The 25,099-nt window shown below is 59.9% G+C and carries 27 protein-coding genes, 1 tRNA gene and 1 pseudogene; 10 read left to right on the top strand and 19 right to left on the bottom strand.

Features of this window, described 5'->3' with window-relative positions; genetic code table 11:
• Positions 1 to 23: 23 nt before the first annotated feature.
• From pheS to thrS, 5 genes are all read right to left on the bottom strand, one after another.
• Positions 24 to 1,040, bottom strand: coding sequence for a phenylalanine--tRNA ligase subunit alpha (pheS, locus tag ACVWSC_RS10655; RefSeq protein ID WP_133216125.1), 1,017 nt, complete (start codon positions 1,038 to 1,040; stop codon positions 24 to 26).
• 102 nt (positions 1,041 to 1,142) lie between these two features.
• Positions 1,143 to 1,499: a 50S ribosomal protein L20 gene (gene rplT / locus ACVWSC_RS10650; protein ID WP_010222414.1), complete on the bottom strand. Its 357-nt coding sequence runs from the start codon at positions 1,497 to 1,499 to the stop codon at positions 1,143 to 1,145.
• A 29-nt stretch (positions 1,500 to 1,528) separates the two neighbouring features.
• A complete protein-coding gene (gene rpmI, locus ACVWSC_RS10645; RefSeq protein ID WP_045194535.1) occupies positions 1,529 to 1,723 on the bottom strand; it encodes a 50S ribosomal protein L35 in 195 nt (64 codons plus the stop codon).
• Positions 1,724 to 1,783: 60 nt separating this feature from the next.
• Entirely contained in the window at positions 1,784 to 2,335 is a 552-nt protein-coding gene (infC, locus tag ACVWSC_RS10640) for a translation initiation factor IF-3 (protein WP_197875203.1), read from the bottom strand.
• The gene (gene thrS, locus ACVWSC_RS10635; RefSeq protein WP_442113595.1) at positions 2,335 to 4,257 is read right to left on the bottom strand and encodes a threonine--tRNA ligase; all 1,923 of its coding nucleotides are present in this window, start codon (positions 4,255 to 4,257) and stop codon (positions 2,335 to 2,337) included. The genes infC and thrS overlap by 1 nt, the downstream gene beginning before the upstream one ends.
• A 331-nt stretch (positions 4,258 to 4,588) precedes the next feature.
• Here thrS and ACVWSC_RS10630 point away from each other — a divergent pair, with 331 nt between their 5' ends.
• The gene (locus ACVWSC_RS10630; protein ID WP_442113594.1) at positions 4,589 to 4,888 is read left to right on the top strand and encodes a hypothetical protein; all 300 of its coding nucleotides are present in this window, start codon (positions 4,589 to 4,591) and stop codon (positions 4,886 to 4,888) included.
• A gap of 159 nt (positions 4,889 to 5,047) precedes the next feature.
• Entirely contained in the window at positions 5,048 to 5,260 is a 213-nt protein-coding gene (locus ACVWSC_RS10625; RefSeq protein ID WP_007956027.1) for a cold-shock protein, read from the top strand.
• 125 nt (positions 5,261 to 5,385) lie between these two features.
• On the opposite strand, the gene ACVWSC_RS10620 is transcribed toward ACVWSC_RS10625, so the two are convergent.
• Both ACVWSC_RS10620 and ACVWSC_RS10615 read right to left on the bottom strand, forming a co-directional pair.
• Positions 5,386 to 5,694, bottom strand: coding sequence for an I78 family peptidase inhibitor (locus ACVWSC_RS10620; protein ID WP_442113593.1), 309 nt, complete (start codon positions 5,692 to 5,694; stop codon positions 5,386 to 5,388).
• Between the two features lie 145 nt (positions 5,695 to 5,839).
• Entirely contained in the window at positions 5,840 to 6,142 is a 303-nt protein-coding gene (locus ACVWSC_RS10615; protein ID WP_442113592.1) for a hypothetical protein, read from the bottom strand.
• Between the two features lie 190 nt (positions 6,143 to 6,332).
• On the opposite strand from ACVWSC_RS10615, the gene ACVWSC_RS10610 reads away from it, so the two are divergent.
• The gene (locus ACVWSC_RS10610) at positions 6,333 to 6,539 is read left to right on the top strand and encodes a hypothetical protein (RefSeq protein ID WP_442113591.1); all 207 of its coding nucleotides are present in this window, start codon (positions 6,333 to 6,335) and stop codon (positions 6,537 to 6,539) included.
• Here the strand turns inward: ACVWSC_RS10610 and ACVWSC_RS10605 are convergent.
• The 7 genes from ACVWSC_RS10605 to ACVWSC_RS10575 all read right to left on the bottom strand — a co-directional run bounded on the left by ACVWSC_RS10605 (position 6,511) and on the right by ACVWSC_RS10575 (position 13,459).
• On the bottom strand, positions 6,511 to 7,485 hold the full coding sequence (locus ACVWSC_RS10605; protein WP_442113590.1) for a nucleoside hydrolase: 975 nt from the start codon (positions 7,483 to 7,485) through the stop codon (positions 6,511 to 6,513). The two genes, ACVWSC_RS10610 and ACVWSC_RS10605, sit on opposite strands and share 29 nt — an antisense overlap.
• Before the next feature lie 84 nt (positions 7,486 to 7,569).
• Positions 7,570 to 7,974: a D-ribose pyranase gene (gene rbsD, locus ACVWSC_RS10600; protein WP_442113589.1), complete on the bottom strand. Its 405-nt coding sequence runs from the start codon at positions 7,972 to 7,974 to the stop codon at positions 7,570 to 7,572.
• Positions 7,971 to 8,879: a ribokinase gene (rbsK, locus tag ACVWSC_RS10595; protein WP_442113588.1), complete on the bottom strand. Its 909-nt coding sequence runs from the start codon at positions 8,877 to 8,879 to the stop codon at positions 7,971 to 7,973. Before rbsK ends, rbsD begins: the two co-directional genes overlap by 4 nt.
• A 13-nt stretch (positions 8,880 to 8,892) precedes the next feature.
• Entirely contained in the window at positions 8,893 to 9,915 is a 1,023-nt protein-coding gene (locus tag ACVWSC_RS10590) for a LacI family DNA-binding transcriptional regulator (protein WP_442113587.1), read from the bottom strand.
• Between the two features lie 3 nt (positions 9,916 to 9,918).
• A complete protein-coding gene (locus tag ACVWSC_RS10585) occupies positions 9,919 to 10,911 on the bottom strand; it encodes an ABC transporter permease (RefSeq protein WP_442113586.1) in 993 nt (330 codons plus the stop codon).
• On the bottom strand, positions 10,908 to 12,458 hold the full coding sequence (locus ACVWSC_RS10580; RefSeq protein ID WP_442113585.1) for a sugar ABC transporter ATP-binding protein: 1,551 nt from the start codon (positions 12,456 to 12,458) through the stop codon (positions 10,908 to 10,910). Before ACVWSC_RS10580 ends, ACVWSC_RS10585 begins: the two co-directional genes overlap by 4 nt.
• 47 nt (positions 12,459 to 12,505) lie before the next feature.
• The gene (locus ACVWSC_RS10575) at positions 12,506 to 13,459 is read right to left on the bottom strand and encodes a sugar ABC transporter substrate-binding protein (RefSeq protein WP_442113584.1); all 954 of its coding nucleotides are present in this window, start codon (positions 13,457 to 13,459) and stop codon (positions 12,506 to 12,508) included.
• Positions 13,460 to 13,853: 394 nt separating this feature from the next.
• On the opposite strand from ACVWSC_RS10575, the gene ACVWSC_RS10570 reads away from it, so the two are divergent.
• Together ACVWSC_RS10570 and ACVWSC_RS10565 are read left to right on the top strand one after the other, a co-directional pair.
• Positions 13,854 to 14,123, top strand: coding sequence for a DUF1654 domain-containing protein (locus ACVWSC_RS10570; RefSeq protein ID WP_442113583.1), 270 nt, complete (start codon positions 13,854 to 13,856; stop codon positions 14,121 to 14,123).
• A 118-nt stretch (positions 14,124 to 14,241) separates the two neighbouring features.
• Entirely contained in the window at positions 14,242 to 15,207 is a 966-nt protein-coding gene (locus tag ACVWSC_RS10565) for an endonuclease (protein ID WP_442113582.1), read from the top strand.
• Positions 15,208 to 15,297: 90 nt separating this feature from the next.
• Here ACVWSC_RS10565 and ACVWSC_RS10560 read toward each other — a convergent pair whose 3' ends face one another.
• From ACVWSC_RS10560 to ACVWSC_RS10550, 3 genes are read right to left on the bottom strand one after another with little or no spacing between them, the layout of a single operon-like run.
• Positions 15,298 to 15,690: an HD domain-containing protein gene (locus tag ACVWSC_RS10560; protein ID WP_442113581.1), complete on the bottom strand. Its 393-nt coding sequence runs from the start codon at positions 15,688 to 15,690 to the stop codon at positions 15,298 to 15,300.
• A 13-nt stretch (positions 15,691 to 15,703) separates the two neighbouring features.
• The gene (locus ACVWSC_RS10555) at positions 15,704 to 16,225 is read right to left on the bottom strand and encodes a GNAT family N-acetyltransferase (RefSeq protein ID WP_442113580.1); all 522 of its coding nucleotides are present in this window, start codon (positions 16,223 to 16,225) and stop codon (positions 15,704 to 15,706) included.
• 53 nt (positions 16,226 to 16,278) lie between these two features.
• Complete coding sequence (locus tag ACVWSC_RS10550; RefSeq protein WP_442113579.1) at positions 16,279 to 16,848, bottom strand: SPOR domain-containing protein; 570 nt, start codon at positions 16,846 to 16,848, stop codon at positions 16,279 to 16,281.
• Positions 16,849 to 17,036: 188 nt separating this feature from the next.
• Here ACVWSC_RS10550 and ACVWSC_RS10545 point away from each other — a divergent pair, with 188 nt between their 5' ends.
• Positions 17,037 to 18,761 (top strand): hypothetical protein, encoded by a 1,725-nt coding sequence (locus ACVWSC_RS10545; RefSeq protein WP_442113578.1) that lies wholly within the window; start codon positions 17,037 to 17,039, stop codon positions 18,759 to 18,761.
• Positions 18,762 to 18,867: 106 nt separating this feature from the next.
• Here the strand turns inward: ACVWSC_RS10545 and ACVWSC_RS10540 are convergent, their stop codons facing one another.
• Positions 18,868 to 19,731 carry an MBL fold metallo-hydrolase gene (locus tag ACVWSC_RS10540; RefSeq protein ID WP_442113577.1) on the bottom strand — a complete coding sequence of 288 codons (864 nt, stop codon included), beginning with the start codon at positions 19,729 to 19,731 and terminating at the stop codon, positions 18,868 to 18,870.
• 192 nt (positions 19,732 to 19,923) lie between these two features.
• Here ACVWSC_RS10540 and ACVWSC_RS10535 point away from each other — a divergent pair, with 192 nt between their 5' ends.
• Together ACVWSC_RS10535 and ACVWSC_RS10530 are read left to right on the top strand one after the other, a co-directional pair.
• Entirely contained in the window at positions 19,924 to 21,252 is a 1,329-nt protein-coding gene (locus ACVWSC_RS10535; protein WP_442113576.1) for an MFS transporter, read from the top strand.
• Between the two features lie 18 nt (positions 21,253 to 21,270).
• On the top strand, positions 21,271 to 21,945 hold the full coding sequence (locus ACVWSC_RS10530) for a nitroreductase (RefSeq protein WP_442113575.1): 675 nt from the start codon (positions 21,271 to 21,273) through the stop codon (positions 21,943 to 21,945).
• A gap of 135 nt (positions 21,946 to 22,080) precedes the next feature.
• Here the strand turns inward: ACVWSC_RS10530 and ACVWSC_RS10525 are convergent.
• Positions 22,081 to 22,157, bottom strand: a tRNA-Val gene (locus tag ACVWSC_RS10525).
• Positions 22,158 to 22,397: 240 nt separating this feature from the next.
• On the opposite strand from ACVWSC_RS10525, the gene ACVWSC_RS10520 reads away from it, so the two are divergent.
• On the top strand, positions 22,398 to 23,723 hold the full coding sequence (locus ACVWSC_RS10520; protein ID WP_442113574.1) for an alginate export family protein: 1,326 nt from the start codon (positions 22,398 to 22,400) through the stop codon (positions 23,721 to 23,723).
• 63 nt (positions 23,724 to 23,786) lie between these two features.
• A pseudogene (locus tag ACVWSC_RS10515) lies at positions 23,787 to 25,073 on the top strand (methyl-accepting chemotaxis protein); the annotation flags it as partial.
• Positions 25,074 to 25,099 lie beyond the last annotated feature (26 nt).

The raw sequence follows: 25,099 nt of genomic DNA, 5'->3' as shown, positions 1-25,099 counted from the left end.
AAGATTCGTTACGGGTGCGCGACCTAGCGAAATTGCGCAAGGAACCGCAAGTCGTTGTCGAAGAACAGGCGCAAATCGTTGACGCCGTAACGCAGCATGGCCAGGCGCTCGGCGCCCATGCCGAAGGCAAAGCCCTGGAACTCTTCAGGGTCGATACCAGACATGCGCAGCACGTTCGGGTGAACCATGCCGCAACCCATGACTTCCAGCCAGCCCGTTTGCTTGCACACGCGGCAGCCTTTGCCGCTGCACATCACGCACTGGATGTCGACTTCAGCCGATGGCTCGGTGAAGGGGAAGAAGGACGGACGGAAACGTACCGCCAGTTCCTTTTCGAAGAACACCCGCAGGAATTCTTCGATGGTGCCTTTGAGGTCGGCGAAATTAATGTCGCGATCGATCAGCAGGCCTTCGACCTGGTGGAACATCGGCGAGTGGGTCAAGTCCGAGTCGCAGCGATACACGCGGCCCGGGCAAACAATGCGGATCGGCGGCTGGCTGGACTCCATGGTCCGTACCTGCACCGGCGAGGTGTGGGTACGCAGCAGCATGTTGGCATTGAAGTAGAAGGTGTCATGCATTGCCCGGGCCGGGTGGTGGCCGGGAATGTTGAGGGCTTCGAAGTTGTGGTAGTCGTCTTCGACCTCTGGGCCTTCGGCAATGCCGTAGCCGATATGGGTGAAGAACTGCTCGATGCGCTCCAGGGTGCGGGTGATCGGATGCAGACCACCGGAGGTCTGGCCACGGCCCGGCAGGGTCACATCAATGCACTCGGCAGCCAGACGGGCGCTGAGCTCGGCTTCTTCAAAAGCCGCTTTGCGCGCGTTGAGCACCTCGGTGACGCGTTCCTTGGCGTCGTTGATCAGCGCGCCAACTTTTGGCCGCTCTTCGGCAGGCAGGTTGCCCAGGGTCTTCATCACCTGGGTCAGTTCGCCTTTCTTGCCAAGGAATTGAACCCGGATCTGTTCCAGGGCATTGATGTCTTCAGCGCGTTCCACGGCCTCCAGGGCTTGGGAGACCAGCGCGTCCAGGTTTTCCATGTACAGACTCCAGATACAAAATAGGGGAAGAGCGCAGGCTCTTCCCCTATTAAGACGTTAACACCCGGCGCCGGAAATGACGCCGGATGATTGTCGGGGTACTTAAGCCAGCGAGGCTTTAGCTTTCTCGACAATCGCAGCAAACGCCGCTTTTTCGTTCACTGCCAGATCAGCCAGAACCTTACGGTCGATTTCGATCGACGCTTTTTTCAGGCCAGCGATCAGACGGCTGTAGGACAGACCGTTGATACGCGCACCAGCGTTGATACGAGCGATCCACAGAGCGCGGAACTGACGTTTTTTCTGACGACGGTCGCGGTAGGCGTATTGGCCTGCCTTGATGACCGCTTGCTTGGCAACACGGAATACGCGCGAGCGTGCGCCGTAGTAGCCTTTAGCCAGTTTCAGAATTTTCTTGTGACGCTTACGAGCGATGACGCCACGCTTTACACGAGCCATGAGTAACTTCCTCTATCTTTAACCAAAAATTAACGAAGGCGCAGCATGCGCTCGACTTTTGCAACGTCCGACGGGTTCAGCAAGCTGCTACCACGAAGTTGACGCTTACGCTTGGTCGACATTTTGGTCAGGATGTGGCTCTTAAAAGCGTGCTTGTGCTTGATGCCGTTAGCAGTTTTCAAGAAACGCTTGGCTGCACCGCTTTTGGTTTTCATTTTTGGCATGTTCGGATACTCCGCATTCAATTGATAAACATAACCGCAAGGCCTGCCGTGCCCTGGTGGTTATTTCTTTTTCTTGGGGGCGATGACCATCAAAAGCTGGCGTCCTTCCATCTTTGGATGCTGTTCAACGGTACCGTATTCGGCAAGATCAGCTTCGATCCGCTTCAACAGTTCCATGCCCAGCTCCTGGTGGGCCATCTCGCGACCACGGAATCTCAGAGAGATTTTGGTCTTGTCCCCATCAGTAAGGAAACGTACCAGGTTGCGTAGTTTTACCTGGTAATCCCCTTCCTCCGTCCCTGGACGAAACTTGATTTCTTTAATCTGGATTACTTTCTGGTTCTTCTTCGCCGCAGCCTGCTGCTTTTTCTTCTCGAACAGGCTTTTGCCGTAGTCGAGTACTTTGCAGACAGGAGGTACGGCGTCAGCAGAAATTTCTACCAGATCCAGCTTCGCTTCTTCAGCGATACGAAGCGCTTCTTCGATCGAGACGATGCCCAACTGCTCACCGTCAGCGCCAATTAACCGAACCTCGCGTGCCGAGATATTCTCGTTGATCGGGGCTTTCGGTACAGCTCGTTTATCGTTTCTCATATCACGCTTAATAGTAATTACTCCGAATCTTGGCGACCACGCCGGGAAACCGCTTGCGCGAGCAATTCCGCGAACTGGGCGACGGGCATGGAGCCCAGGTCAGCACCTTCACGGGTACGCACAGCGACAGTTTGCGTTTCGACTTCCCGATCCCCGATAACCAGGAGATAAGGAACCTTGAGCAAGGTATGCTCGCGGATCTTAAAGCCAATTTTCTCATTTCTCAAGTCAGACTTGGCACGGAAACCGCTTTCGGCCAGAGTTTTTTCGACTTGCTGAGCAAATTCAGCCTGTTTGTCGGTGATATTCATGACCACCGCCTGCATTGGCGCCAGCCAGGCCGGGAATGCACCTTCGTAGTGCTCGATCAGAATTCCGACGAAACGTTCGAACGAACCGAGGATGGCGCGGTGCAGCATGACTGGATGCTTGCGGCCGTTGTCTTCGGAGACGAACTCCGCACCGAGACGAATCGGCAGGTTGAAGTCCAGCTGCAGGGTACCACACTGCCAAACGCGGCCCAGGCAGTCCTTGAGCGAGAACTCGATCTTCGGACCGTAGAATGCACCTTCACCCGGCTGCAGGTCGTAAGGCAGGCCGGCGCTATCGAGAGCGGAAGCCAAGGCAGCCTCAGCGCGATCCCACAGCTCATCAGAGCCCACGCGCTTTTCAGGGCGGGTCGACAGCTTCATTTCGATGTCTTTGAAGCCGAAGTCGGCGTAGACATCCATGGTCAGTTTGATGAACGCAGCGGACTCGGACTGCATCTGCTCTTCAGTACAGAAGATGTGCGCGTCGTCTTGCGTGAAGCCACGTACGCGCATGATGCCGTGCAAGGCACCCGATGGCTCGTTACGGTGGCAGGCACCGAACTCGGCCAGACGCAGCGGCAGCTCGCGGTAGCTCTTCAGGCCCTGATTGAACACCTGCACGTGGCATGGGCAGTTCATTGGCTTGATGGCGTAGTCGCGGTTTTCCGACTGAGTGGTGAACATGTTGTCGGCGTAGTTGGCCCAGTGGCCAGACTTTTCCCACAGCGAACGGTCAACAACCTGCGGAGTCTTGATCTCCAGGTAACCGTTGTCACGCTGCACCTTGCGCATGTATTGCTCAAGCACCTGGTACAGGGTCCAGCCATTGGGGTGCCAGAACACCATGCCCGGCGCTTCTTCCTGGAGGTGGAACAGGCCCAGGCGCTTGCCGATTTTACGGTGATCGCGTTTTTCCGCTTCTTCGATGCGCTGAATGTAGGCAGCCAGCTGCTTCTTGTCGGCCCAAGCGGTGCCGTAGACGCGCTGCAACTGCTCGTTCTTGGCATCACCGCGCCAGTAGGCGCCGGACAGCTTGGTCAGCTTGAACGATTTGAGGAAACGGGTGTTCGGCACGTGCGGACCGCGGCACATGTCGACGTATTCTTCGTGGTAGTACAGGCCCATGGCCTGTTCATCCGGCATGTCTTCGACCAGGCGCAGCTTGTAGTCTTCGCCACGGGCCTTGAACACTTCGATCACTTCGGCACGCGGGGTGACCTTTTTGATGACATCGTATTCGGTTTCGATCAACTGCTGCATGCGCTGCTCGATCGCCGCCATGTCGTCAGGCGTGAAAGGACGCTCGTAGGCGATGTCGTAATAGAAGCCTTCGTCGATGACCGGGCCGATGACCATTTTCGCCGTCGGGTACAGCTGCTTGACGGCATGGCCGACCAGGTGGGCGCACGAGTGACGGATGATCTCCAGCCCCTCTTCGTCCTTGGGGGTGATGATTTGCAGACGGGCATCGTGTTCGATCAGGTCGCAGGCGTCGACCAGCTTGCCGTCGACTTTACCAGCGACGGTGGCTTTGGCCAGACCGGCACCAATGGATGCGGCTACCTGAGCAACGGTTACGGCGTCGTCGAACGAACGTTGACTGCCATCGGGAAGAGTAATAACGGGCATGGCGCCTCCTCTCCTAGTGGTGACCCCTACCAAAGGTCACGTGGGTTGGGATGAGCCAGTACGCGATCCGCCCCTGTCTTTGCACATGCAAAGCCTGCCTCACAGTGGCAGAAGCGCGAAAGCCTGCCAGGGAACGAACCAGAGTGACTGGAATAGTAAAAAGTTGTGAGTTTTAAGCAGAAAGCTGCAAGCAGCGTCTGCGGCGAACTCAAGCCAAGCATGCTAGCACAAAGCTTTGCGGCGATTGCGGGGAACTTGGAGGGAAATTTTCCGCTCTGACTTTGTGAAGCATCCTACTCTTGTGAGACTAAACCCCAAGGAGTGTTTGGTTATGCGACTTCAGTCTCTTCTGGCCCTGGCGGCCGCTTCTGCCCTGCTGCTGCCGCTGAGCGCCAATGCTGGCACGCTACCCGCCGATTACCAGGCCACCTGCGTCAGTCAAGCGCAAGCACAGCAAAAAACCATGACCAAGGCCGTGGCCGAACAGCACTGCAGCTGTGCCGGCAGAGTGCTGGAAAAAGAGTTCAGCGATGCTGAAATCAAGGATCTGGACAGCACCGATGGTGTTGATGCCAACACAATGAAGCGTGCTCAAGAAAAAATTGCAGCGGCTTGCAAGCCGAAAAACTAAGGCTTTGCGCCCGTTATCCATCGCTAATTTGCTCCAGATCAGCAATCTGCGAAGGTAAAAGGGGCTACAAGCCCATAATTAGACTATGATGGTCGGCGTGCACCCTGTTGGCCTCGGCAACACCGCACTACTGAAAATCATGTTTCTGGAGATACACCCATGTCTAATCGCCAAACCGGCACCGTAAAATGGTTCAACGATGAAAAAGGCTTCGGCTTCATCACTCCACAAGGTGGCGGTGACGACCTGTTCGTTCACTTCAAGGCTATCGAAACCGACGGTTTCAAAAGCCTGAAGGAAGGCCAGACCGTTTCCTTCGTTGCCGAAAAAGGCCAGAAGGGCATGCAGGCTGCACAAGTTCGTCCAGAGTAATCTCTGACCGAATAAAAAAACCCGCCCATGTGGCGGGTTTTTTTGTGCCTGTAGGAGCGGGCTTGCCCCGCGAAGCGATGTAACAGACAGATCGCTATCGCGGGGCAAGCCCGCTCCTACATCGGTCAGCCGCAGTTGACGCGGATGACAACACCTTGAGCATCGGTGTGCAGGTTCAGACGCTCGGAACGGTAGTCCATGGTCATCGCATCACGTGGCCCCAAGGCATGCGCGATTTGCGAACCGCTGGCCTTGCGCGCTTGCTCGACCAACGCCGGAGTGGCTTGCTTGCCAATGGCGAACTCAGCGCCGCTTGCCTGGCAGCGGCCATCGTTGTCAGCCACAGACGCTGGCGCCGACGACGAACCACCGGTGTTGCTGCAGCCAGCCAGTACGGCCACCGCCAACAGGCTCATCAATGATGCACGGAACATGGATCCTCCTTTGAATTCGGGAATGCTGCTGCCTATCTGACAGCCTCGCTGATAATTTGTTGCAAAACCGGTCAAGTCTGCCTGAGCCAGCGCACTCAGGTAAAAGTGCAATCGTCACCGGATTTTGCACCGGCTTGCTCGACACTCAGTAAAGATCGATGTAATCACTCGACGGGCTCGGCCAGTTGGCCTGCAATGCACTGAATACTTGCTGCACCCAGCGCTCGTCCGCCGCCGCTTGGGCGCCGACACAACCGGAACCCGCCGCCCAGGTTTCCAGACGAAAGGCCAGGCCGTCCAACTCGCGACTCCCCACCACCTGCGACAGCCAGGCGATACCACCACGACTGACCCGCAGTTGATTGTGCACCCCGTTATTGCCAGTGCCGAGCAAGCGGCGCACAGCGTCCAGGGTGAACTGTTCAGGGTTGTTCAAATCGATCTGCACCGCACTGTTCCACCTTGCTGGAAACCGTTAGTTTGCCATGAGCCTTGCGCTTATGCCTAAGTAGCAGTGCCTCACCAGGCATCGGCATGATTTACTGCAGACTTGGGCAGAGTGCAATCAAGCCTCCCCTTCAAATGCCAAGGCCGGCGTTTGAATCCACAATGCGCGTAGTTTTATTCCGGTACAGCTCATGACAAGCCACATCATTGATGCCGATATCAAGGTCAAATGGCCCGAAGGTCAGAGTGCCTACAGCCCCGCCAGCGCTGAAGAGTTGATGCTGATTGCCGTCGATCTGCTGGTCAAAGACCTGGGCAACGAAGCGGCGCGCAGTTTCGTCGAGCAGGTGTTTGAACGCTACGCACACACTACTTCAGACACGCAAGCCGCGTACTGAGCAAGTCAAACACGCCCTGGGCGTCGGCCTCTTCGATCCAGACAACATTGCCAGGCTGTTCAGTTGACGTGTACTCGTTAACCAACGTCTGGCCGTAGGTCATGCCTGCACGGCGGTCCACCTGCAATTCAACCCGGCGCCCGCTGAACAGCGACGGCTTGATCAGGTAGGCGATCACACTGGCGTCGTGCACCGGGCCACCCGGCATGCCATAGCGCTGCATGTCAGCCTTGATGTAGGCATTGAGGATATCGACCACCCGCCTGCTGGCCTGGTTGTTCACGGCCGCCAGTTGCGCGAGGCGGGCGTCGCTGGTCAGTACCTTATGGGTAACGTCCAGCGGCAGGTAGGTCAGTTTGACGCCGCTACTGAGCACCACCTCAGCGGCTTCCGCATCGGCATACAGGTTGAACTCGGCCACCGGGGTGATATTGCCAGCGTTGACATGGGCGCCGCCCATCACCACCACTTCTTTGATACCACGAAGGATAGCCGGCGCCCGAATCAAGGCGAGGGCGAGGTTGGTCTGCGGGCCAAGTATGGCCAGGGTGATGCTGTGTGACTCAGCGGTGCTTAACGTATCCACCAGGTACTGCACAGCACTGCCTTCGGCCAGGCCCTGTGCGGGCTCGTGCACTGCAACCCCTGGCAAGCCTTCGCCACCGTGAACGTTTTCGGCATAAACGGGCGAGCGCAGTAACGGCCTGGCGGCCCCTGCGTACACCGGGATCTCCTCACGCCCGCCCCACTCCCTGGCCAGCCGCGCATTACGCGAGGTCTTGTCCAACCTTACATTGCCGGCCACCGTGGTGATGGCGCGTATGTTCAGCTCCTCAGCCGAAGCCATGGCCAGCAACAAGGCCACTACGTCGTCAGCACCGGGGTCGGTGTCGATGATCAGATCGAGCGGCGCCACCTGGGCGGCACCTGCCAACAACACAGCCATCAGCTGCACTCCTTATTCCTTTAGGCAAACGTTTAGCTGAGCGGCTCCCTGACACCCACAGCAGCGCCCCAGGTGATCAAGCGTCTAGAACGTAACACCAGCGATCAAGACGATGTTGCTGTAGGGCTGGCACTCACCCGTGCGCACCACCGCGCGGGCGCCGCGACTGAGCTGTTTGAATTCGGCATGGCTGAGCAGGTTGCGAACTCCGAGCTGGCCATGCGCGTGATACTGCTCGATAACAGTCAAACCCCGAGGGTTGGCTTTGAATATTTCATCGGCCAGCACATGACTTTCCACCTGCATCTCGCTCAACACTGTTCGCAGTACGCTGGCAAAGTCCGGCACTCCCGCGGTCAGCGCCAGGTCGATCAGTTCGACGCCGACCGGCACCGGTAGGCCGGCATCACCAATCACCAGAATGTCACCATGCCCTAGTGAGGCGATCACCCGTGACAGCGCGATATTGAGCAACGGCGTCTTTTTCATGGCTGCAACTCGGCCAGGTAAGGAATGGATGGCTGGGCGCCAGCGCGGGTAACCGACAGTGCCGCCGCGCGCTGGCCAAAGGCAACCGCTGCGCCCTGCTCTTCTCCACGCGCCAAAGCAGCGGCAAAGCCACCGACAAAGGTATCGCCTGCTGCAGTGGTGTCCAGCGGTTGCACTTGAGGTGCCGGAAAGTGCCGAAAACCTTGGGCATCGGCGTATAAGGCACCTTGCGCACCGAGCGTGATAATCACGTTTTTAACCCCGAGGCCGCGCAAGTGGCTGGCAGCAACCTCGGCGCTGGTCAAGTCGATTACGGGGAGCCCAGTCAGCGCCTGCGCTTCGCTTTCATTGGGGATCAGGTAATCGATAGCGCTGCACCAGCTCAATGGCAATGGGCCTGTGCACGGTGCGGGGTTGAGGATCACCGTTTTACCCAGCGCACGACCTCGCTCCAAGGTATAGGCCACCGTCGGCGCAGGCACCTCCAACTGGCAGATGATCACCTCGGCGCCTTGCAGCAAGGCATCGAACGCCTGCACTGACTCAGGGCGCAACTGACCGTTACCGCCGGGGATGATGACGATCGAATTTTGGCTACTGGCATCCACTACGATCAACGCCAAACCGCTGGATTCGCCAGGGCAAACAGCGACGCCCTGACAGTCGATCTGTTCGTCGAGCAAGGCCTGACGCAACTGCTGCCCATAGGCGTCATCGCCGACGTTGCCGATCATCGCCACTGTGGCACCCAGACGCGCCGCCGCCACCGCTTGGTTGGCGCCTTTACCGCCCGGTACGGTGGCGAACGATTCGCCTGCCAGAGTCTCGCCAGCCCGCGGCAGCCGCTGGGCGCGCGCCACCAAATCCATGTTGAGGCTACCCACCACCACGACGTTGGCTCGCATGGCTGCTTGACCCTCAGCGGTAATCATTGAACAGGTCCGGGCGTGGTGCAGTGGATTCGCGCAGCACGATCTTCGGTGCAACGATACGCTGCTCCGGCGCGCCTCGCAGTGGCTGGGCGATGCGCGACAGCAGCAGCGCTGCAGCGCTCTCACCCAGTTCGCGAATGGATTGGCCGACGGTGGTCAGTGCCGGGAACACGTAGCGGCTGAGCTGGATGTCGTCGAAACCGATCACCGACAACTCGCCAGGAACGCAAATATTGCGCTCGGCGGCAGCGCGCAGCACGCCGATGCCGATCATGTCGTTGCCAGCAAAGATCGCCGTCGGCCGCTCGCCATCCAGCAGCTGTGCAGCGGCGCCGTAGCCACCGAGGCTGGTGAAGTCACTGTTGACGATATGGTGGTCAGGCACGCTGATACCGGCTTCGGCCAGGGCGCGCTGAAAACCGGCCAGACGCAGTTGCGCGGTACTGGTGCTGGCCGGGCCGCCGATACAGGCGATGTCCCGATGCCCCAGCTCCAACAAATGACGGGTCGCCAGGTAGGCACCCTGCTCATGATCGATGCTCACCAGATCAGCTTCCACACCTTCCAGGGCACGGTCCACGATGACCATCGGCGTGCGCACGCTGGCCAGGCTGCCCTGCAGGTCGCTGTCTTCACCAACCGAGGCGACGATCAAGCCATCGATGCGTTTTTCCAGCAACACACGCAGGTAACTACGCTGCTTTTGCGGGTTGTCATCCGAGTTGCACAGAATCACGCAATAGCCGTTGCGCTCACAGGCATCTTCGATGCCGCGAGCCAGCTCGGCGAAATACGGGTTGACGCTATTGGGTACCAACAGGCCGATGGTTGCGGTACTACGTGCCTTGAGTGAGCGGGCCACGGCGCTAGGAACGTAGTCGAGCTCAGCGATGGCGGCCTCGACTTTCAAGCGTACTTGTTCGCTGACTGGCCGGGTTTTGTTGAGCACATGGGAGACGGTGGTGTAAGAAATGCCCGCCAGTGCTGCGACGTCTTTGATGGTTGCCATGGTTCAGTTCCGCCGACTTGCACGTCGGCTACGGTAGGTGTCGAGGACCACGGCGATAACGATGACCGCCCCGGTAATAATGCGTTTGGTCGGTTCTGACGCGCCGATCTGGGCGAGGCCTGCGGCCAGCACCGAAATAATCAGGACGCCGAAGAAGGTGCTGATGACCGAGCCACGCCCGCCCATCAGGCTGGTACCGCCAATCACCACTGCAGCGATGACCTGCAACTCCAGGCCCGAACCGGCGTTAGGGTCGGCGGCCTCCAGGCGGGAAATCTGGAACAGTGCGGCCAGGCCGGCCAACAGCCCCATCAGTGAAAACACCATGATCTTGTACGGACGCGGATCGATACCGGCCAGGCGCACCGCTTCTTCGTTGGTACCGATACCGATCAGGTAGCGGCCGAAGACTGTGCGGGTCAGCACCAGTTGCGCGACGATGATCACCAGCAAGGCAATGAGAAACGAGGGCGACACTCCAAAGGCCAAGGGGTTGGAGAGCCAGGCAAAGGCATCGCCGATATAGGCGGTACGCGAGTCGGTCAGTTGGTAGGCCAGGCCACGGGCCATTTCCAGCACGCCCAGCGAGACGATGAACGACGGAATCCGCCAGGCCACGGTAATCGAGCCCGTAATGCTCCCGGCCAGCGCCGCTACACCCATGCCCAGCAAGGCGGCGGGCAGCACGCTCCAGCCCCAGCCGAGGATCGCCACGCTGACCGCCGACGCCGCCAGGGCCAGCACCGAACCTACCGAGAGGTCGATGCCACCGATGATCAGCACGAAGGTCATCCCCACTGCCAGGACCATCAGGTCGGGAATCTGATTGGCCAGGGTGCTGAAGGTGGCGTACGACAGGAAATGGCTGCTCAGCAGCGAGAACAGCACAATCATCGCCAGCAAGGCACCGGCCAGGCCCAGGTAGGTACCCAGCCCGTAGTAGCTGCCACTGCGTTTGGCGTTAGGGACGGTGCTGTCCAGTGGTGGGGTTTTCATGGCGTCATCCTGGGTGCCGCTTCATGCAGCAACGCGTCACGTTTCTGATAGCCGGCGAAGGCCGCGGCCAGTAGTTGGTCCTGTGTCCAGTGCTCACGCTCAAAGGTGTCGATCAGGCGCCCGGCACTGAGCACAGCGATACGGTCACAGATCAGCATCAACTCGCGCAGGTCACTGGAGACCACCACCAGCGCCTTGCCCTGGCGCGCCAGTTCGGCGAGCAAGCCGTAAATATCGAATTTGGCACCGACGTCGATGCCCCGCGTAGGTTCATCAAACAGCAGCACCGCACAGTCGCGCTCCAGCCAGCGGCCGATCACCACTTTCTGCTGGTTGCCACCCGACAGCTCGCCGACGATCTGCTCGGCGCTGGAACTACGAATGCGCATGGCGCCGATCTGACGTTGGGCCAGTTCACGCTCAGCCTGACTGTTGAGTACCCCGGCACGGGAAATGGCAGCAAGGTTACCCAGGGCGATGTTGGCGCTGATCGATTGCGACAACAGCAAGCCCTCGCCCTTGCGGTCTTCGGTGATCAGTGCGATACCTTCGCGCACCGCCGCCACCGGCGAATCGACCCGTACCGGGCGCAACGGATTGCCCAGTTCGATGCTGCCGCTGTCAGCGCGGTCGGCACCGTAGATCAAGCGCAGCAGCTCGGTACGACCAGCGCCGATCAAGCCGGAAATACCGAAGATTTCGCCACTGCGCACAGTAAACGACACGTCACGCACTTTATCGCCACGGCTCAGGCCGTTGACTTTGAGCAGCGGCGCGCCGATCTGACGCTGCCCCAGGTCGATATGCTCGGCCAGTTCGCGCCCCACCATCAGATTGACCAGCTGCGCGCTGGTGTAACGGGCCATAGGCTCGACACACACCAGCTTGCCGTCGCGCAGTACTGCGATGCGTTGGGCGATGCGCTTGAGTTCTTCCAGGCGGTGGGAAATGTAGACGATGGCCACTCCGCGCTGCTGCAGGCGTTCGATCTGGGTAAACAGCAGCTCAACCTCGCGAGCGGTGAGCATGGCGGTAGGCTCATCGAAGATCAGCACATGGCAATCGCCGATCAGGTTGCGGGCAATCTCGACCATCTGCTGATGACCGATGCCCAGCTCGCCCACCGGCGTGTCGGGGTCGATCGCCTCCAGGCCAACCTGGGCCATGGCCGCCTGGGCCAACTGGCGAAGACGCTTGCGGTTGATCCAGCCGCCGCGACTGGGCAGGTTATCGAGAAACAGGTTCTCGGCCACGGTCAGGGTCGGCAACAGGTTGAGCTCCTGCATGACCATGCGCACACCCAGCCGCTCGGCCGCAGCGCGGCTGCCAGGCCGGTATGCCTGCCCCTGATAGTGCATCTGCCCGGTGGTGGGAGACTCCAGGCCACCGATAATTTTCGACAGGGTACTTTTGCCCGCGCCGTTCTCGCCGGTCAGGGCCAGCACTTCGCCGCAGTACAGGCTCAGGTCGATGTCGCCGAGCACCGGCTGGGCGTAGGTCTTGCCGATCGCGCTGACTGAAAGTACGACATCCGCAGTCGCTGACATTGCCTGATCTCCTGGCGCCTGCCCGCAGGCTAGCGCACACCGTGCGACTACTGTTTGGTCACTAACTCAACCGGGGTCTGGATAACGTTGTCGGCATCCACTTCAGGTTTTTCGCCCTTGAGCATCTTCAACGCCGCCTCGATACCGAACACTGCCTGTTTGGCCGCGTACTGGTCGGCCGTGGCGAGCACGCGACCGTCATTAAGCATCGGCTTGATGGCATTGATGTTGTCGTAACCCACCACCTGGACCTGGCCGGTTTTGCCCGCCGCGCGCACCGCCGAGACGGCACCCAGCGCCATGCTGTCGTTACCGGCCAGCAGTGCCTTGATTTCAGGATGGGCATTGAGCATCGAGGCTGCGACGGCATTGCCCTTGGCAATTTCCCAGTCGCCTGATTGCAGCGAAACGATCTTGACCTGCGCCGCCTCCATCGCATCCTTGAAACCGGCGGTGCGTTGTTGGGCGTTGGTGGTGGTCGAAACGCCTTCGATAATCCCCACCTCGTCACCGGCCTTGAGTTTTTTGGCCAGGTACTCACCCACCAGGCGTGCACCTTTGCGGTTGTCAGGGCCTACGAAGGGCACGCTGAGGTGCTTGCTTTTGAGCACGTCAGGGTCCAGACGGTTGTCGATGTTGACCACGGTGATACCGGCATCCATGGCCTTTTTCACCACCGGTACCAAGGCCTTGGAATCGGCCGGTGCAATAACCAGCGCGTTAACGCCGGAGACAATCATTTGCTCAACGATACGGATCTGATTGCCTGAGTCGGTTTCGTCCTTGATGCCGTTGGACACCAGATCGAATTCACCGGCGTGTTCTTTCTGGTAGGCCTTGGCGCCGTCTTCCATGGTCAGGAAGAACTCGTTGGCAAGGGACTTCATCACCAGCGCGACTTTGGGTTTTTCTTCAGCCACGGCCTGGGACAAGGGCATGGCAAGCGAGAGCGAAGACAGTACAGCAATCGCCAGGAGGCGTCCTGCGAATGGCAATTTCATGGGTTTACTCCGGATTTTATGATTTTTATCGGGTCGCAAACGTTTGCATCAGCCAACTATGCGAAGGCAACCAGACTTTGTCAAATTAACAACCGGAAACACTCTGGAAGTTGCGCGTCTGAATTATCGTCAAAACGCAGCAAAAACCGAACCCCCCACTGTAGGTGGCATTCGGATTTCCGAACATTCACCGTCAGAGCAACCTTAGCGGATATTCCGCAGAGGCTCAGCCCTGCCTGGCGAAAACACTCTCTTCCGCAGTAGGAAATAAAACTAGCAGCCCCGCGTCCTCGTTAAAAAAAGCTAAATACGCTGCAGCAATCTGCACAGTTCGCGGTCTCATGCGCTGTTTCACCGACAAGCTGTTGCGATTTTGCTTACAGTGAAATACTGTATGCGCATACAGCAAAATAAGGAACATTTCGTGGCCAGCACCTCCGCTCCTGTCAGCAGTTACGAGCAACTGGGTATTCGCATCCAGAAAATCATCAACTCACCGACCGCACAAAAGGCCCGCGCCGCGCTGATTTTTCGCCTGGAGCAGGAGTCTCCTGATGATTGGGCGACTTTGCTGGAAGAAATCGCCGAAAACGACAACGTCACCCTCGCCTATCGCGATGATGGCGGCGTGCAGATCTTCTGGGTTGTACCCAAGGAAGATTGAGCCCCCCTTCTTACACACCGCACATTCGGCTCATCGATAACGACCCCGAACTTCGCTTTCCACCCACTGAGGTGGAGAGCGTGCGCAGCATCCGCCACCTGAGTTTGAAACGTCTTTTATGAAGAAACTGCTTTGCGCGCTAACACTCGCCTTTTCTGTTATTTCCGCTGCCTTCGCCACCCCTCCGGCAACTTTCTCCGAAGCCAAAGTCGTCGCTAAACAAAAAATCTACCTCGACCAGGCCAACAGTGCGCTGGGTGAGTTGTACTGCGGCTGCAAGTGGACGTGGGTGGGGAAATCGGGTGGCCGCATTGACCCTGAATCCTGCGGTTACCAGACCCGTAAACAACAGAATCGTGCCGAGCGCACTGAGTGGGAACATATTGTTCCTGCCTGGACGCTCGGCAACCAACGTCAATGCTGGAAAAGCGGCGGCCGCGAAAACTGCGTGGACAAAGACCCGGTATTTCGCGCCATGGAAGCCAACCTGTTCAACCTCTACCCTTCGGTGGGCGAAGTGAATGGCGACCGCAGCAATTTCAACTACGGCATGGCCTCTGGGGTCGCGCCTCAGTATGGCCAATGCACCACCCGGGTCGACTTCAATCAACGCGCCGCCGAGCCGCGCGATGAGGTCAAAGGGTTGGTCGCCAGAACCACGTTCTACATGTTCGACCGATACAAACTGAACATGTCTCGACAGCAGCAACAGCTACTGATGGCCTGGGACAAACAGCATCCGGTTTCCGCCTGGGAAAAAGAACGCAATCGGCGCATCGCGGCAGTCATGGGGCATTCCAACCCGTTCGTAACCGGCGAGCGGCACTGGACGCAAGGCTACAAACCAGTGGGTGACGGCGTTGTCAGCAACATTGCCGCCAGCCCTGCACGAGCAGCAAGCCAAGCCACCCTGGCAAGTGCAGGCACAAGCGGTTTGATCATTGGTAACCAGAAAAGCCACGTCTATCACTTAGCTTCTGGTTGCCCTGGCTACGCGCAAGTTTCGGCGAAGAACCAGGTCACTTTTGCATCGGAAGTTGAAGCGCAAGCGGCGGGATATCGTAAAGCAGGCAACTGCAAGTAACCGAAGTTGCTGACTGGCCCCGGCAAGCCAAAGCAACGCATTGCCTGAACAACCTCAACGGCTCAGCGCCTGCAGATAGGCGCTGGCCTGTTAGTAACGAGCCAGTCGGGCCATGTCTTCTGGGCCCGGCATGGCGATGCGCGAAAGATCGCTGTTGTCGGCAAGGTCGGCCAGTTTCACCTCCCGCGCCAATGGGTCATCCCCCAGGCGAATGACAAACGCCTCGTAACTTTCCTCTTCACGGCGGCTCAAGGCCTGCACGGCGGCGAGAATCTTCAGGGCAAAGCCTTCTCGCGCCAGATCCGACAAGGTGATGGCGGAGTCTTCGAGCACATCGTGCAACACCGCAACAATGCGCTGTTCGACCGTTGAAACCCGCAACATGACCCGCAACGGATGCAGAATGTAAGCGCTGCCGCCCTTGTCCTGCTGTCCTTCATGCGCCCTGGCCGCCACCGCAATGGCCCGCTCCAGCGTAGACATAAGGCCCTCCTGGTTATCGCTGCCGGCGCTTCAGGCGCGCCATGCTGTAGACATCGACAAACACCCCGTCACGCAAAGCATAGTCAAGCAATTGACCTTCGACTTCAAAGCCTTGGCGCTTGTACAGGGCCAGCGCCGGTTGATTGTCGGTGAACACCGTCAGTTCGATACGCTGCAGCCCCATCCAGTTGTCTGCCACTTCAAGCACCGCGGCCAACAAGCGGCTGCCGACCCCCTGCCCCTGCCAGGCTGCGGCCACTCCCATGCCGATGCTGCCGCAATGGCTACGGCGTATCCGGGGATTCTGCTCCAGCGAGCAATTGCCGATCACCTCCCCCTGATGCAGGGCGACCAGCGACAACAAGCGCTCGTAGTCCACCCCAGGGCCCAGGCGCTTACGCCAGTTCTCTTGGGTTTGATAGGGCAACTGCAAGGCCTGGCGGGAGACACTGGGGTCGCTGTACAGCGCAACCAGCCCGTCAATGTGCTGTTCGGTGGCGCGCTGCAAGGTTATGGCGGGGGATGAATCCTTCATCACGGCTCTCCTTGAGGTGAGCCGTGAGTGTACGGGGCAAGCGAAGGCGCTGGCTAGCGGGTAGCGCCGTGCTGAATGACGATGGAGTCAGTGCCCAGACGCGCCATCACGTCGGCCTGGCGGGCTTCGGCATCGGCTTTGCTCGGGAACGGGCCCAGCAGCACCACAGGTTTGCCGTCGCGGTACTCCACCGAAGACGGGATCTGTTTTTCGATCAGGCGTGCGGTCATGTCGCTCAGTGCGCCCATATTCGGGCCCTGGACTATTTCCACGTCCCAGCCTTCAGGGGCCGGTTGCTCGGCCAGCGCATCGGCACGGCGCTGCAGATCGGCACCGCCGCAGTGTTCGCGAATCTGCAGGTTGCTGCCCTTGTCGGCGAGGGTGATCTGGTAGCCGTCGGCCTGCTTGATGGCCACGTAGCTGCGGTAAGGCAAGAAAGTGCCGCTGTCGTCTTTGCTGCGGACCTGGCCGCAGATCGCACCCAGCTTGTCGATTCGCACGTTGCCGAATTTGGCCGTTTTCGGGTTGGGCAGTTGCTCGGCAATCTGCTTGTGCACGCCTTCGACTTCATTTTCACAACCGGCCAGGGCCAGCACAGCCATTACCACCGCGATTTTGCGCACGCGCTTATCTCCTCAATGCAAGCGGCGGATTCTAGCATTGATAACGGCGCGCGGGGCCGATTAAAGCGCCCCCCACCACGGGTGGCGACCTACAGCTTGAACATTTATAGGGTCCCCTTGGCAATGTGCAGAAGCCCCTTCGTACGCCAAGTACCGGGCCCTCCATCGACAACAAGAGAACAATCAAGATGAACGCTGCTTGCTCCCGCCTGACCGTCCTGGCGACCTGCCTCGCCCTCCCCCTGCTGGCCAGCGCCGAAGGCCAACAGGCGCCGGCCAATCCATACCTGGCACAGTCTTACAACAACCAGACGCACTGGAACGACGCTGCATCGGATAGCACCGACATCAGCGTGGCCCGTGGCTCGTACAAGGTCACCCCAGACTCCTATCGGGTTGTGCCGAATGAGTCGGCCAGCCTGATTCAGTACTACGACAAGGTAAACGGTACGGATGTCTACTGGTACTGGGCCGGTTTCTCGCTGCGCAAGCTGAAAATTGAAGACAACTTCCAGTTCACCGAAATCGCCCGTGTCGATGTGCCGATGAACCTGCCCAACTACCAGCCGATCAGCCCTGAGCAGCGCCTGAAGCAGGCTGCAGACACCCGCAAGCTGCTTGAAGCTGGCGACGAGCAGGGCCTGCTGACGTACATGCAGAGCCAACCCAACCGCATGTTGACGGCGACCACCGACCAGGTTCTGGGCGGCGCGATCTACTCATTGCTGACCCGCGACAATGCCTTCATTGGTGCCAGCGGGCGCAAAGTGTTCCGTATCGACCAGAACGATCCGAAAGACCCGCTCTCGAAGATGAAGCTCAGCCATGAGGTGAAGTTGCCCGCTGAGCTGTTCAACGATGCCAAGGTCAAGACTGCGTTGGGTATCCCGGCAGACGTGACCTTCGGCATGGGCATGACCGCCAACGGTTTCCTGGTGGTCAACACCATGGGCGGTGCCGTCGCCACCCTGGACCGCAACACCCTGGAACTGATCGACAGTTACCGCCTTGAAGGGAGCGACGAGCTGTTCCTCAACAGCTTTGCCACCGGCCCCGAGCTTAACGGCGGCGCCGTTTACGTGGCCTCGAACCAGAACATGTACCGCCTGGTGGTGGACGCCAACGGCAAGATCCATGCAGACGAAAACAGCGGTGCGTGGAAAGCAGCCTATGATCGTGGCGTACGCTTCGATGCCGTGAAGATTGCCGATGGCACCGGCTCGACCCCGACGCTGATGGGCTTCGGCGCCGACGAAGACAAACTGGTGGTGATCACTGACGGGGCGAAAAAGATGCGCCTGGTGGCCTTCTGGCGTGACGGCATTCCGGCAGGCTGGAAACAGAAACCCGGTACCCTGTCGGCGCGCATCGCCGACCAGAAAACAGTGGAAGTCGGGAAAGGCATCGACACCGTGCAGTCCGAGCAATCGGTGGCGGTGTATGGCCAACACGCCTTCGTGGTCAACAACATTCCGGCCCAGCCCAAGGCCAGCCTGGCCAAGTCCAACTACTACGTGACCCTGCTCAATGGCGTAACCCGGCCGATGCCCCAGGGTGTGGCCATGCTCAAGTGGGACAGCGACAAGGACGCTTGGGCGGCCGAATGGGCACGCAGCGATGTCAGCTCGATCTCGGTGGTACCGATGATCAGCGGGGGTAGCCGCATGGCGATCATCAACGGTTTCTACGCCAAACATCCGGGTCAGGGTTACCACATTGGTCTGGATCTGGACACCGGCGAAACCGCACTGGAAATCGCCTCGGGCAGCGACCCGCTGTTCAATGGTATGTACGCACCAGTGAAAGTCGACCGCCAAGGTCGCCTGATGTATGGCATGGCCTTCGGCCTGGTGCTGATGGACACCACGCGCATGGAAAAAGTCAGCGCCACCCCGTCTCTGTCGCAACGCTAAGCGGGTGATGCCCAGCATGGGACTGGGCTGCTTGTCGCGGCGCAAGGCCGCTCCTACAGAAGATGTGGGAGCGGCCTTGCGCCGCGAAAGGGCTCAAAGCCAATAGCTAAGCTTCAAGGCGAAGCAACGAAGCATGCTCATCGTACGGCTGATAACGTGACTGCCGATCCCGACACACGCGAATCATCGCCACCCGCGGATCACGGGCCAGCACCATCCTGCCGCGACGGGCGATCAGATGATCGAGCAACTGCTCCTTCTCCTCCACCAGGCACTCAGGATTGCGTGCATGAGCACTGGCCACATCCAGCTGCAACCAATGGGTCCCCGGCACCAAATCACCAGCGAAAATCAACGGGCCTGAAGGCGAATCGATCTCTGGCAACAACTGCCCAGGCGTATGACCATCGCTCAGGTGCAGGCGCCAGCCCTCCCCCAACTGCTCACAAGACCCACCCTCAACCAGGTCCAGCCGTTCACTGCCCTGCAAACGACCGAGTATCTGCGGTACGAACAACCGCCGGTCACGCGGATGCGGATTGTTCGCCCGATGCCAGTGGCGCGCGCCAACCAGATAACGCGCCCGCGGAAACAGCAGCCGCGGCAGCTCTCCGTCGGCAGCGGCCGCCTGCATATCCGCAGGCAGCAGTGCATGCAAATGGCTGAGCAGCACAACATGAATGTCGTTCTCGCTCAGCCCCAGCCTGGCCAGCCCCTCAAGCAAACCATGCCGGTGCTGCTGGCAGCGACAGGTCGTGGGCAGCGGCGCAAGCAGTATGTCGGCACCGGCGAGCAGCAAAATATTGCGTCCCTCTTGTTGCACCAACAAGGCACGCGAAGGCAGCTCGACCTGGTTCTGATGATCGGGCCTTATCCAGTCCGACCACACCTGTTGCGGCGTAGAACCAAACAGCACACCGCCATCCATGCGGCGGCCGGGCGCATTCAGAACAGTGAATCTACGGGTCACGGCATCGCCTCATCTTAAAGGGGCACCGCCGGCGGGCGGCGCGGATTGTCTGTTCAGACTCTACCCACACCGCTGGTATGCCGCGCCCCCCTACTCGGGTAGGGACATTTCTTGCGCGTTTGCCCTAAGGTCCCAGAACCCTCGCACATTGGCGCACAACAAAAACAAGCGCCCACGCCACGGAGACCGTCAATGTCATCACCATCCGAGCAGGTCCTGTCGTTTGCCCCACCGTCCACCGCCGAAGCCGACGCCGTATTGCGCAAGGCCCTCTGGCGCCTGCTGCCGCTGCTGTTTCTGGGCTATGTGATCAACACCATCGACCGTGCCAACGTCGCCTTCGCCAAACTGCGCATGGCTGAAGACATCGCCCTGACCGACGCGGCCTACGGCATCGGCGCGGGCATCTTCTACCTCGGCTATATCCTCTTCGAAGTGCCGAGCAATATGTACATGCAACGGGTCGGGGCACGGGCCACCCTGGGCCGCATTATGATTCTCTGGGGCCTGGTGACCGTGGCCACAGCCTGCGTCACCACGCCTACCCAGTTGATTGTTGCGCGCTTTTGCCTGGGGGTGGCGGAAGCCGGGTTCTTCCCCGGGATGATTCTTTACCTCACCTTTTGGTTCCCGGCTGCCTGGCGGGCGCGCATCACCGCCGTACTGCTGATGGCGGCGATGAGCGCCGGGATGATCAGCGGCCCGCTGGCGGGCTGGATCATGAGCCACTTCGATGGTTGGCTGGGGCTCAAGGACTGGCAGGCGCTGTTCGTGCTTGAGGGCATCCCGGCGATCCTGCTGGGCATTCTGGTGTGGTGCTGCCTGGCAGACCGCCCGGCGGACGCGCGCTGGCTCAACGACCGCGAAAAATCGGTGATCGCTGCGACCCTGTCACAGCAAGCAGGCGCCGGAGCCGCGCCGGCACGCCTGATCGATGTGTTGCGCCAACCACGGGTGTACATTGCCGGCCTGGTGTTCTTCTGTATCTACAGTGGCTCGAACACCGTGTCGTACTGGATGCCGACCCTGATCCGCAGCTTTGGCGTCGAGGATCTGAAGCAGATCGGCCTGATCTCCAGCCTGCCTTACGCCGGGGCGATTGTCGGCATGTATGTGCTGGCGCGCAGTTCCGACCGTCGCCTGGAACGCCGCTGGCATGTCGCACTCACGGTGTTGCTCAGTGCCCTGTGCTTCCTGCTGCTGGGACCGGCCCAGGGCCATCTGCTTGCATCGGTGATCCTGATGAGCGTGGGCGCAGCCGCAGCGCTGTCGGCGGTGTCGCTGTTCTGGACCATTCCTCCGGCCCTGCTGACACCGTCCAGCGCCGCCATCGGCATTGCCGTGATCAGTTGCATCGGCGGCCTGGCAGGTGTGGTCAGTCAGGCGGCAGTCGGCGCGATCAAATCGGCCACCGGTAGCTTGTACCTGGCCTTCGACATGATCGCGATCACGCTGATCATCGGCACGCTGTTGCTACTGTTCGGCATCCGTCGCGAACACTTGAGCGACAACAAACACTGAGCCCAAGGACTTACCACCATGCACGTTGACGCCGCGATTCGCTCGCGCAAATCTGTCCGCCGTTTTCAGCCGTGGCCAGTGCCGCGCTCGACCATCGAGCAACTGCTTGAGCTGGCCGCCCGCGCGCCCAGTGGCAGCAACACCCAACCGTGGCAGGTGCAGGTCGTTACCGGCCAGCGCAAGCAGGCACTGTGCAGCGACATTTTGCGCCACGTAGCCGATGCCGGTGCAGCGCAACCCGAGTATGCCTATTACCCCGAGCACTGGTTCGAACCCTACCAGGCGCGACGCCGTGACGTGGGCTTCGAACTCTACGAAACCCTGGGGATCGTACGCGACGACAACGCCGCACGCCGCCGCCAGGAACTGCGCAACTTCAGCTTCTTCGACGCGCCGGTTGGCCTGTTGATCAGCCTCGACCGCCGCCTCGGCGCTGGCAGCTTTCTGGATCTGGGGATGTTCGTTCAGACCTTTATGCTGGCAGCCAGGGCCCGCGGCCTGCATACCTGTGCCCAGGCTGCCTTCGCCGGATACCACCAGGTTGTGCGTGCACATGTGCCGCTGCCTGCCGAGCAACTGTTGGTGTGCGGTATCGCCTTGGGGCATGAAGTACGGGATGCGGCGGAAAACAGCTTGAAGACGCCGCGCGAAGCCTTGGCAGGTTTCGCGAGTTTCCATGGTTTTGCCGATTGAGACGCGGGCGTGTAGGAGCGGGCTTGCCCCGCGATGCGGTGAGTCAGACAAACCGCAATCGCGGGGCAAGCCCGCTCCTACAGTGCCCAAATGCAAAAAGGGCGATCCTTGCGGATCGCCCTTTTTGTCGAGATTTGGTAGGCACAATTGGACTCGAACCAACGACCCCCACCATGTCAAGGTGGTGCTCTAACCAACTGAGCTATGTGCCTGCTGTGGGGCGCATATTACGCAGGTATGTACCTGTCGTAAAGCGAAATCTTATAAAAAAACCAAAAAAATCAGCAGCTTTAGGCCAGGCATAAACCGCCCGTGTGGGCCCGGGGCACAATCTGGCAGACACACGCAAACAGATGGCAAGCAGGCACAAGGACGGCGCGCAGCGACGACTTAGTATCCGGAGCTACTCATTCGAGTTGCTCGCCGACACTAATAAGAACGGAACCCCGTCCATGTACAAGTCGCCCTTGCTTCACCTCTCAACGCTCGCTTTGCTGGTCAGCGCCGCCACCCAGGTGGGTGCCTATGAGCTGTACGCCGATGACAACAGCCACCTGAACGCCAACCTCGAAGCGGTGTTCGGTGTGTTCCATAGTGAGGAAAACTACGCGACTTCCGGGCGCCTGGCGCCTGGCTCGTCGTCGTGGCGCGAGGGTTACATCAAGTACGGCCTCAGTGGCGACCAGGGCCTGGGCGGTGCCGGTAGCGCCTACGGTGCCTTCGCCCTGCTCAGTTCCGGCACCTGGGGTGACGGCGATGCCGCCGGGTTCAGCGATGGCTCCGAGCGCACCACCAAGATCGAAGACGCCTACCTCGGCTGGCGTTCCGGCAACCTGTTTCAAGCCCTGGGCGAAGATGGTGTCGACCTGTCATTCGGTCGCCAGAACGTCAGTGTCGGCGATGGCTTTCTGATTCAGGGCGACTCGCTGAACATCGGTAAAGGTCTGGCCGATGGCGAGTTCAACCGCGGTGGTGCCTACTACCTGGCTGCGCGCAAGAGCTTCGACCAGACTGCCGTGCTGCGTCTGGGTGGCAAGGAAGGCTGGCGCAGCGACCTGATGTGGCTCAAATCGGACAACCGTGCCCAGGCCAAGACCGAAATGCACGTCGCCACCCTCGAGCACGTGGCCGAGGCTGGTACCGTTGGCCTGACCTACATCGGCACCACCGATGTCGATGAGCAGTACGCCTCGCCAGCGCAACTGGAACGCGACGGCATGAAGACCTACAGCCTGCGCGCCAACGGCAATGCCGGGGTGGAAAACCTGTTCCTTTCCGGCGAATACGCCCATCAGGACAAACCGCACACCGCCACCGAAGACGCCTGGTACCTGGAGGCCGGCTGGACCTTCGCCGACGTCGCCTGGAAGCCAAACCTCAGCTATCGCTACAGCCGCTTCTCGGAAGGCTACGACACCCTGTTCTACGGCCTGAGCCGCGGTTTTGGCACCTGGTTCCAGGGTGAAGTTGCAGGCAACTACGCCGGTCCGTTCAACAGCAACTCGCGCATCCAGAAAGTCGGATTCACCGTGTCGCCGCTGGAAAACCTGAATGTGGGTGCACTGTGGTTCAACTTCGACACCATCGACCGTGACCTGGGCAACACCGACGGCCAAGAATTCGACCTGTATGCGGAATGGACCGTCAACGAGCACCTGATGGTGATGCCGCTGATCGGCCTCTACCAACCGGACAAGAGCGCCGAGCAAGGCGGCACTCAGTTGGGCAGCAACGACAACAACCTCTACGGCCAGCTGGTGTTCGCCACCTTCTTCTGAAGCCTTGCGGGTGATGGCGCTGCCGTCACCCGCCCTGGATGCATCCCGATCTGAGTCCCTGTCATGCGCCGCAGTCTCCTGACTATCCAGAACAAGATCACCCTGCTCGCCAGCCTTTGCCTGTTACTGATCGTCGCCCTTTTGGTGGGGCTGTCGCTGTATCAGGCCGGACAAAGCAGCGAGCAGGTCAAACAGGCCAGTAGCAGCATGCTCGCCAGTGCCGCCGAGCGTCACATGCAGGCGCTGGCCAAAGTGCAGGCCTTGCAGGTGCAACGCACCTTTATGCAGACCCATGAATACGGCCAGGGCCTGTCACGCTACCTGCTGTATTTGCGCCAACGTGCGCAACACGGTGAACTGGCGCCGCAACAACTGCGCCAGGAAATGACCCGGCAACTGCGCCAGGCCCTGATCGACAAGCCCGACCTGCTCGGGCTGTATGTCATTTTCGAAGCCAACGCCCTGGACGGCGAGGACCGCCAGTTCGCCAGTCAGGCCGAGCTGGGCAGCAATGAAGCCGGACGCTTCGCCCTGTACTGGGTGCAGAGCACTCCCGGCGAGCTGCAAGCGGTGATCGGCGACGAGGGCCTGCTGGCCAACACCCAACCCGGTCCCAGCGGCAGCCCGTACAACGCCTTCTATACCTGCGCCCGCGAACGCCGGGCTGCGTGTGTGCTCGAACCCTACTTCGATGAAGCCTCCGGCACCCGCAAACTGGTCACCAGCATTGCCTTCCCGCTGCTGGAAAACGGCAAAGTCATCGCCGTTATCGGCCTCGACATCAACCTCGCCGCCCTGCAACAGAGCAGCGAAAGCAGCAGCCGTGGCTTGTTCGACGGCAACGGCAGAATCAGCATCATCAGCCCCAGCGGGGTGATGGCGGCGCACAGCCAGGATGCCAGCCAACTCGGCCAACGCTTGAACCAGGTATTGGGTAGCGCTGCCGACGAGGTCATGGGCGCCTTGCAGCGCCAGCAGGCCAAGGTGTTCGCCGACCCGACGCAGATCAAGGTACTCGAACCGCTGCAGCCGATCGACGGCGCCGCGCCCTGGGGCATTCTGGTGGGCGTACCGCAGCAGGTCCTCCTGGCACCAGTGCAACGCCTGGAGCACGCCCTTGACCAGCAACGCGAGCACACCACCAACCTTGAACTGCTGCTCGGCGGCGGTGCGGCGCTGCTTGGCGTACTGCTGATCTGGCTGGCGGCCCTGCGTATCACCCGGCCGTTGCAGAGCCTGACGCACATGCTCGAAGACATTGCCCAAGGAGACGGCGACCTGACCCGCCGCCTGAACGTGCAGTCGCGCGATGAGATCGGCCAGTTAGCCAGAGCGTTCAACCATTTCGTCGAGCGCATCCACAGCTCGATCCGAGA

This window comes from Pseudomonas sp. NUPR-002 (assembly GCF_056322725.1).
This window is presented reverse-complemented; position numbering and strand designations above follow the sequence as displayed.

Excerpts from the sequence above, each read along its gene's own strand:
- ACVWSC_RS10610 (WP_442113591.1), top strand. The coding sequence starts at position 6,333 with ATGACAAGCCACATCATTGATGCCGATATCAAGGTCAAATGGCCCGAA.
- ACVWSC_RS10535 (WP_442113576.1), top strand. The coding sequence starts at position 19,924 with ATGTCATCACCATCCGAGCAGGTCCTGTCGTTTGCCCCACCGTCCACC.
- ACVWSC_RS10565 (WP_442113582.1), top strand. The coding sequence starts at position 14,242 with ATGAAGAAACTGCTTTGCGCGCTAACACTCGCCTTTTCTGTTATTTCC.
- ACVWSC_RS10585 (WP_442113586.1), bottom strand. The coding sequence starts at position 10,911 with ATGAAAACCCCACCACTGGACAGCACCGTCCCTAACGCCAAACGCAGT.
- ACVWSC_RS10620 (WP_442113593.1), bottom strand. The coding sequence starts at position 5,694 with ATGTTCCGTGCATCATTGATGAGCCTGTTGGCGGTGGCCGTACTGGCT.
- rbsD (WP_442113589.1), bottom strand. The coding sequence starts at position 7,974 with ATGAAAAAGACGCCGTTGCTCAATATCGCGCTGTCACGGGTGATCGCC.
- ACVWSC_RS10520 (WP_442113574.1), top strand. The coding sequence starts at position 22,398 with ATGTACAAGTCGCCCTTGCTTCACCTCTCAACGCTCGCTTTGCTGGTC.
- ACVWSC_RS10590 (WP_442113587.1), bottom strand. The coding sequence starts at position 9,915 with ATGGCAACCATCAAAGACGTCGCAGCACTGGCGGGCATTTCTTACACC.
- ACVWSC_RS10575 (WP_442113584.1), bottom strand. The coding sequence starts at position 13,459 with ATGAAATTGCCATTCGCAGGACGCCTCCTGGCGATTGCTGTACTGTCT.
- pheS (WP_133216125.1), bottom strand. The coding sequence starts at position 1,040 with ATGGAAAACCTGGACGCGCTGGTCTCCCAAGCCCTGGAGGCCGTGGAA.
- thrS (WP_442113595.1), bottom strand. The coding sequence starts at position 4,257 with ATGCCCGTTATTACTCTTCCCGATGGCAGTCAACGTTCGTTCGACGAC.
- ACVWSC_RS10545 (WP_442113578.1), top strand. The coding sequence starts at position 17,037 with ATGAACGCTGCTTGCTCCCGCCTGACCGTCCTGGCGACCTGCCTCGCC.
- ACVWSC_RS10555 (WP_442113580.1), bottom strand. The coding sequence starts at position 16,225 with ATGAAGGATTCATCCCCCGCCATAACCTTGCAGCGCGCCACCGAACAG.
- ACVWSC_RS10580 (WP_442113585.1), bottom strand. The coding sequence starts at position 12,458 with ATGTCAGCGACTGCGGATGTCGTACTTTCAGTCAGCGCGATCGGCAAG.
- ACVWSC_RS10560 (WP_442113581.1), bottom strand. The coding sequence starts at position 15,690 with ATGTCTACGCTGGAGCGGGCCATTGCGGTGGCGGCCAGGGCGCATGAA.
- ACVWSC_RS10630 (WP_442113594.1), top strand. The coding sequence starts at position 4,589 with ATGCGACTTCAGTCTCTTCTGGCCCTGGCGGCCGCTTCTGCCCTGCTG.
- rpmI (WP_045194535.1), bottom strand. The coding sequence starts at position 1,723 with ATGCCAAAAATGAAAACCAAAAGCGGTGCAGCCAAGCGTTTCTTGAAA.
- ACVWSC_RS10570 (WP_442113583.1), top strand. The coding sequence starts at position 13,854 with ATGCGCATACAGCAAAATAAGGAACATTTCGTGGCCAGCACCTCCGCT.
- ACVWSC_RS10530 (WP_442113575.1), top strand. The coding sequence starts at position 21,271 with ATGCACGTTGACGCCGCGATTCGCTCGCGCAAATCTGTCCGCCGTTTT.
- rplT (WP_010222414.1), bottom strand. The coding sequence starts at position 1,499 with ATGGCTCGTGTAAAGCGTGGCGTCATCGCTCGTAAGCGTCACAAGAAA.
- ACVWSC_RS10605 (WP_442113590.1), bottom strand. The coding sequence starts at position 7,485 with ATGGCTGTGTTGTTGGCAGGTGCCGCCCAGGTGGCGCCGCTCGATCTG.
- rbsK (WP_442113588.1), bottom strand. The coding sequence starts at position 8,879 with ATGCGAGCCAACGTCGTGGTGGTGGGTAGCCTCAACATGGATTTGGTG.
- ACVWSC_RS10625 (WP_007956027.1), top strand. The coding sequence starts at position 5,048 with ATGTCTAATCGCCAAACCGGCACCGTAAAATGGTTCAACGATGAAAAA.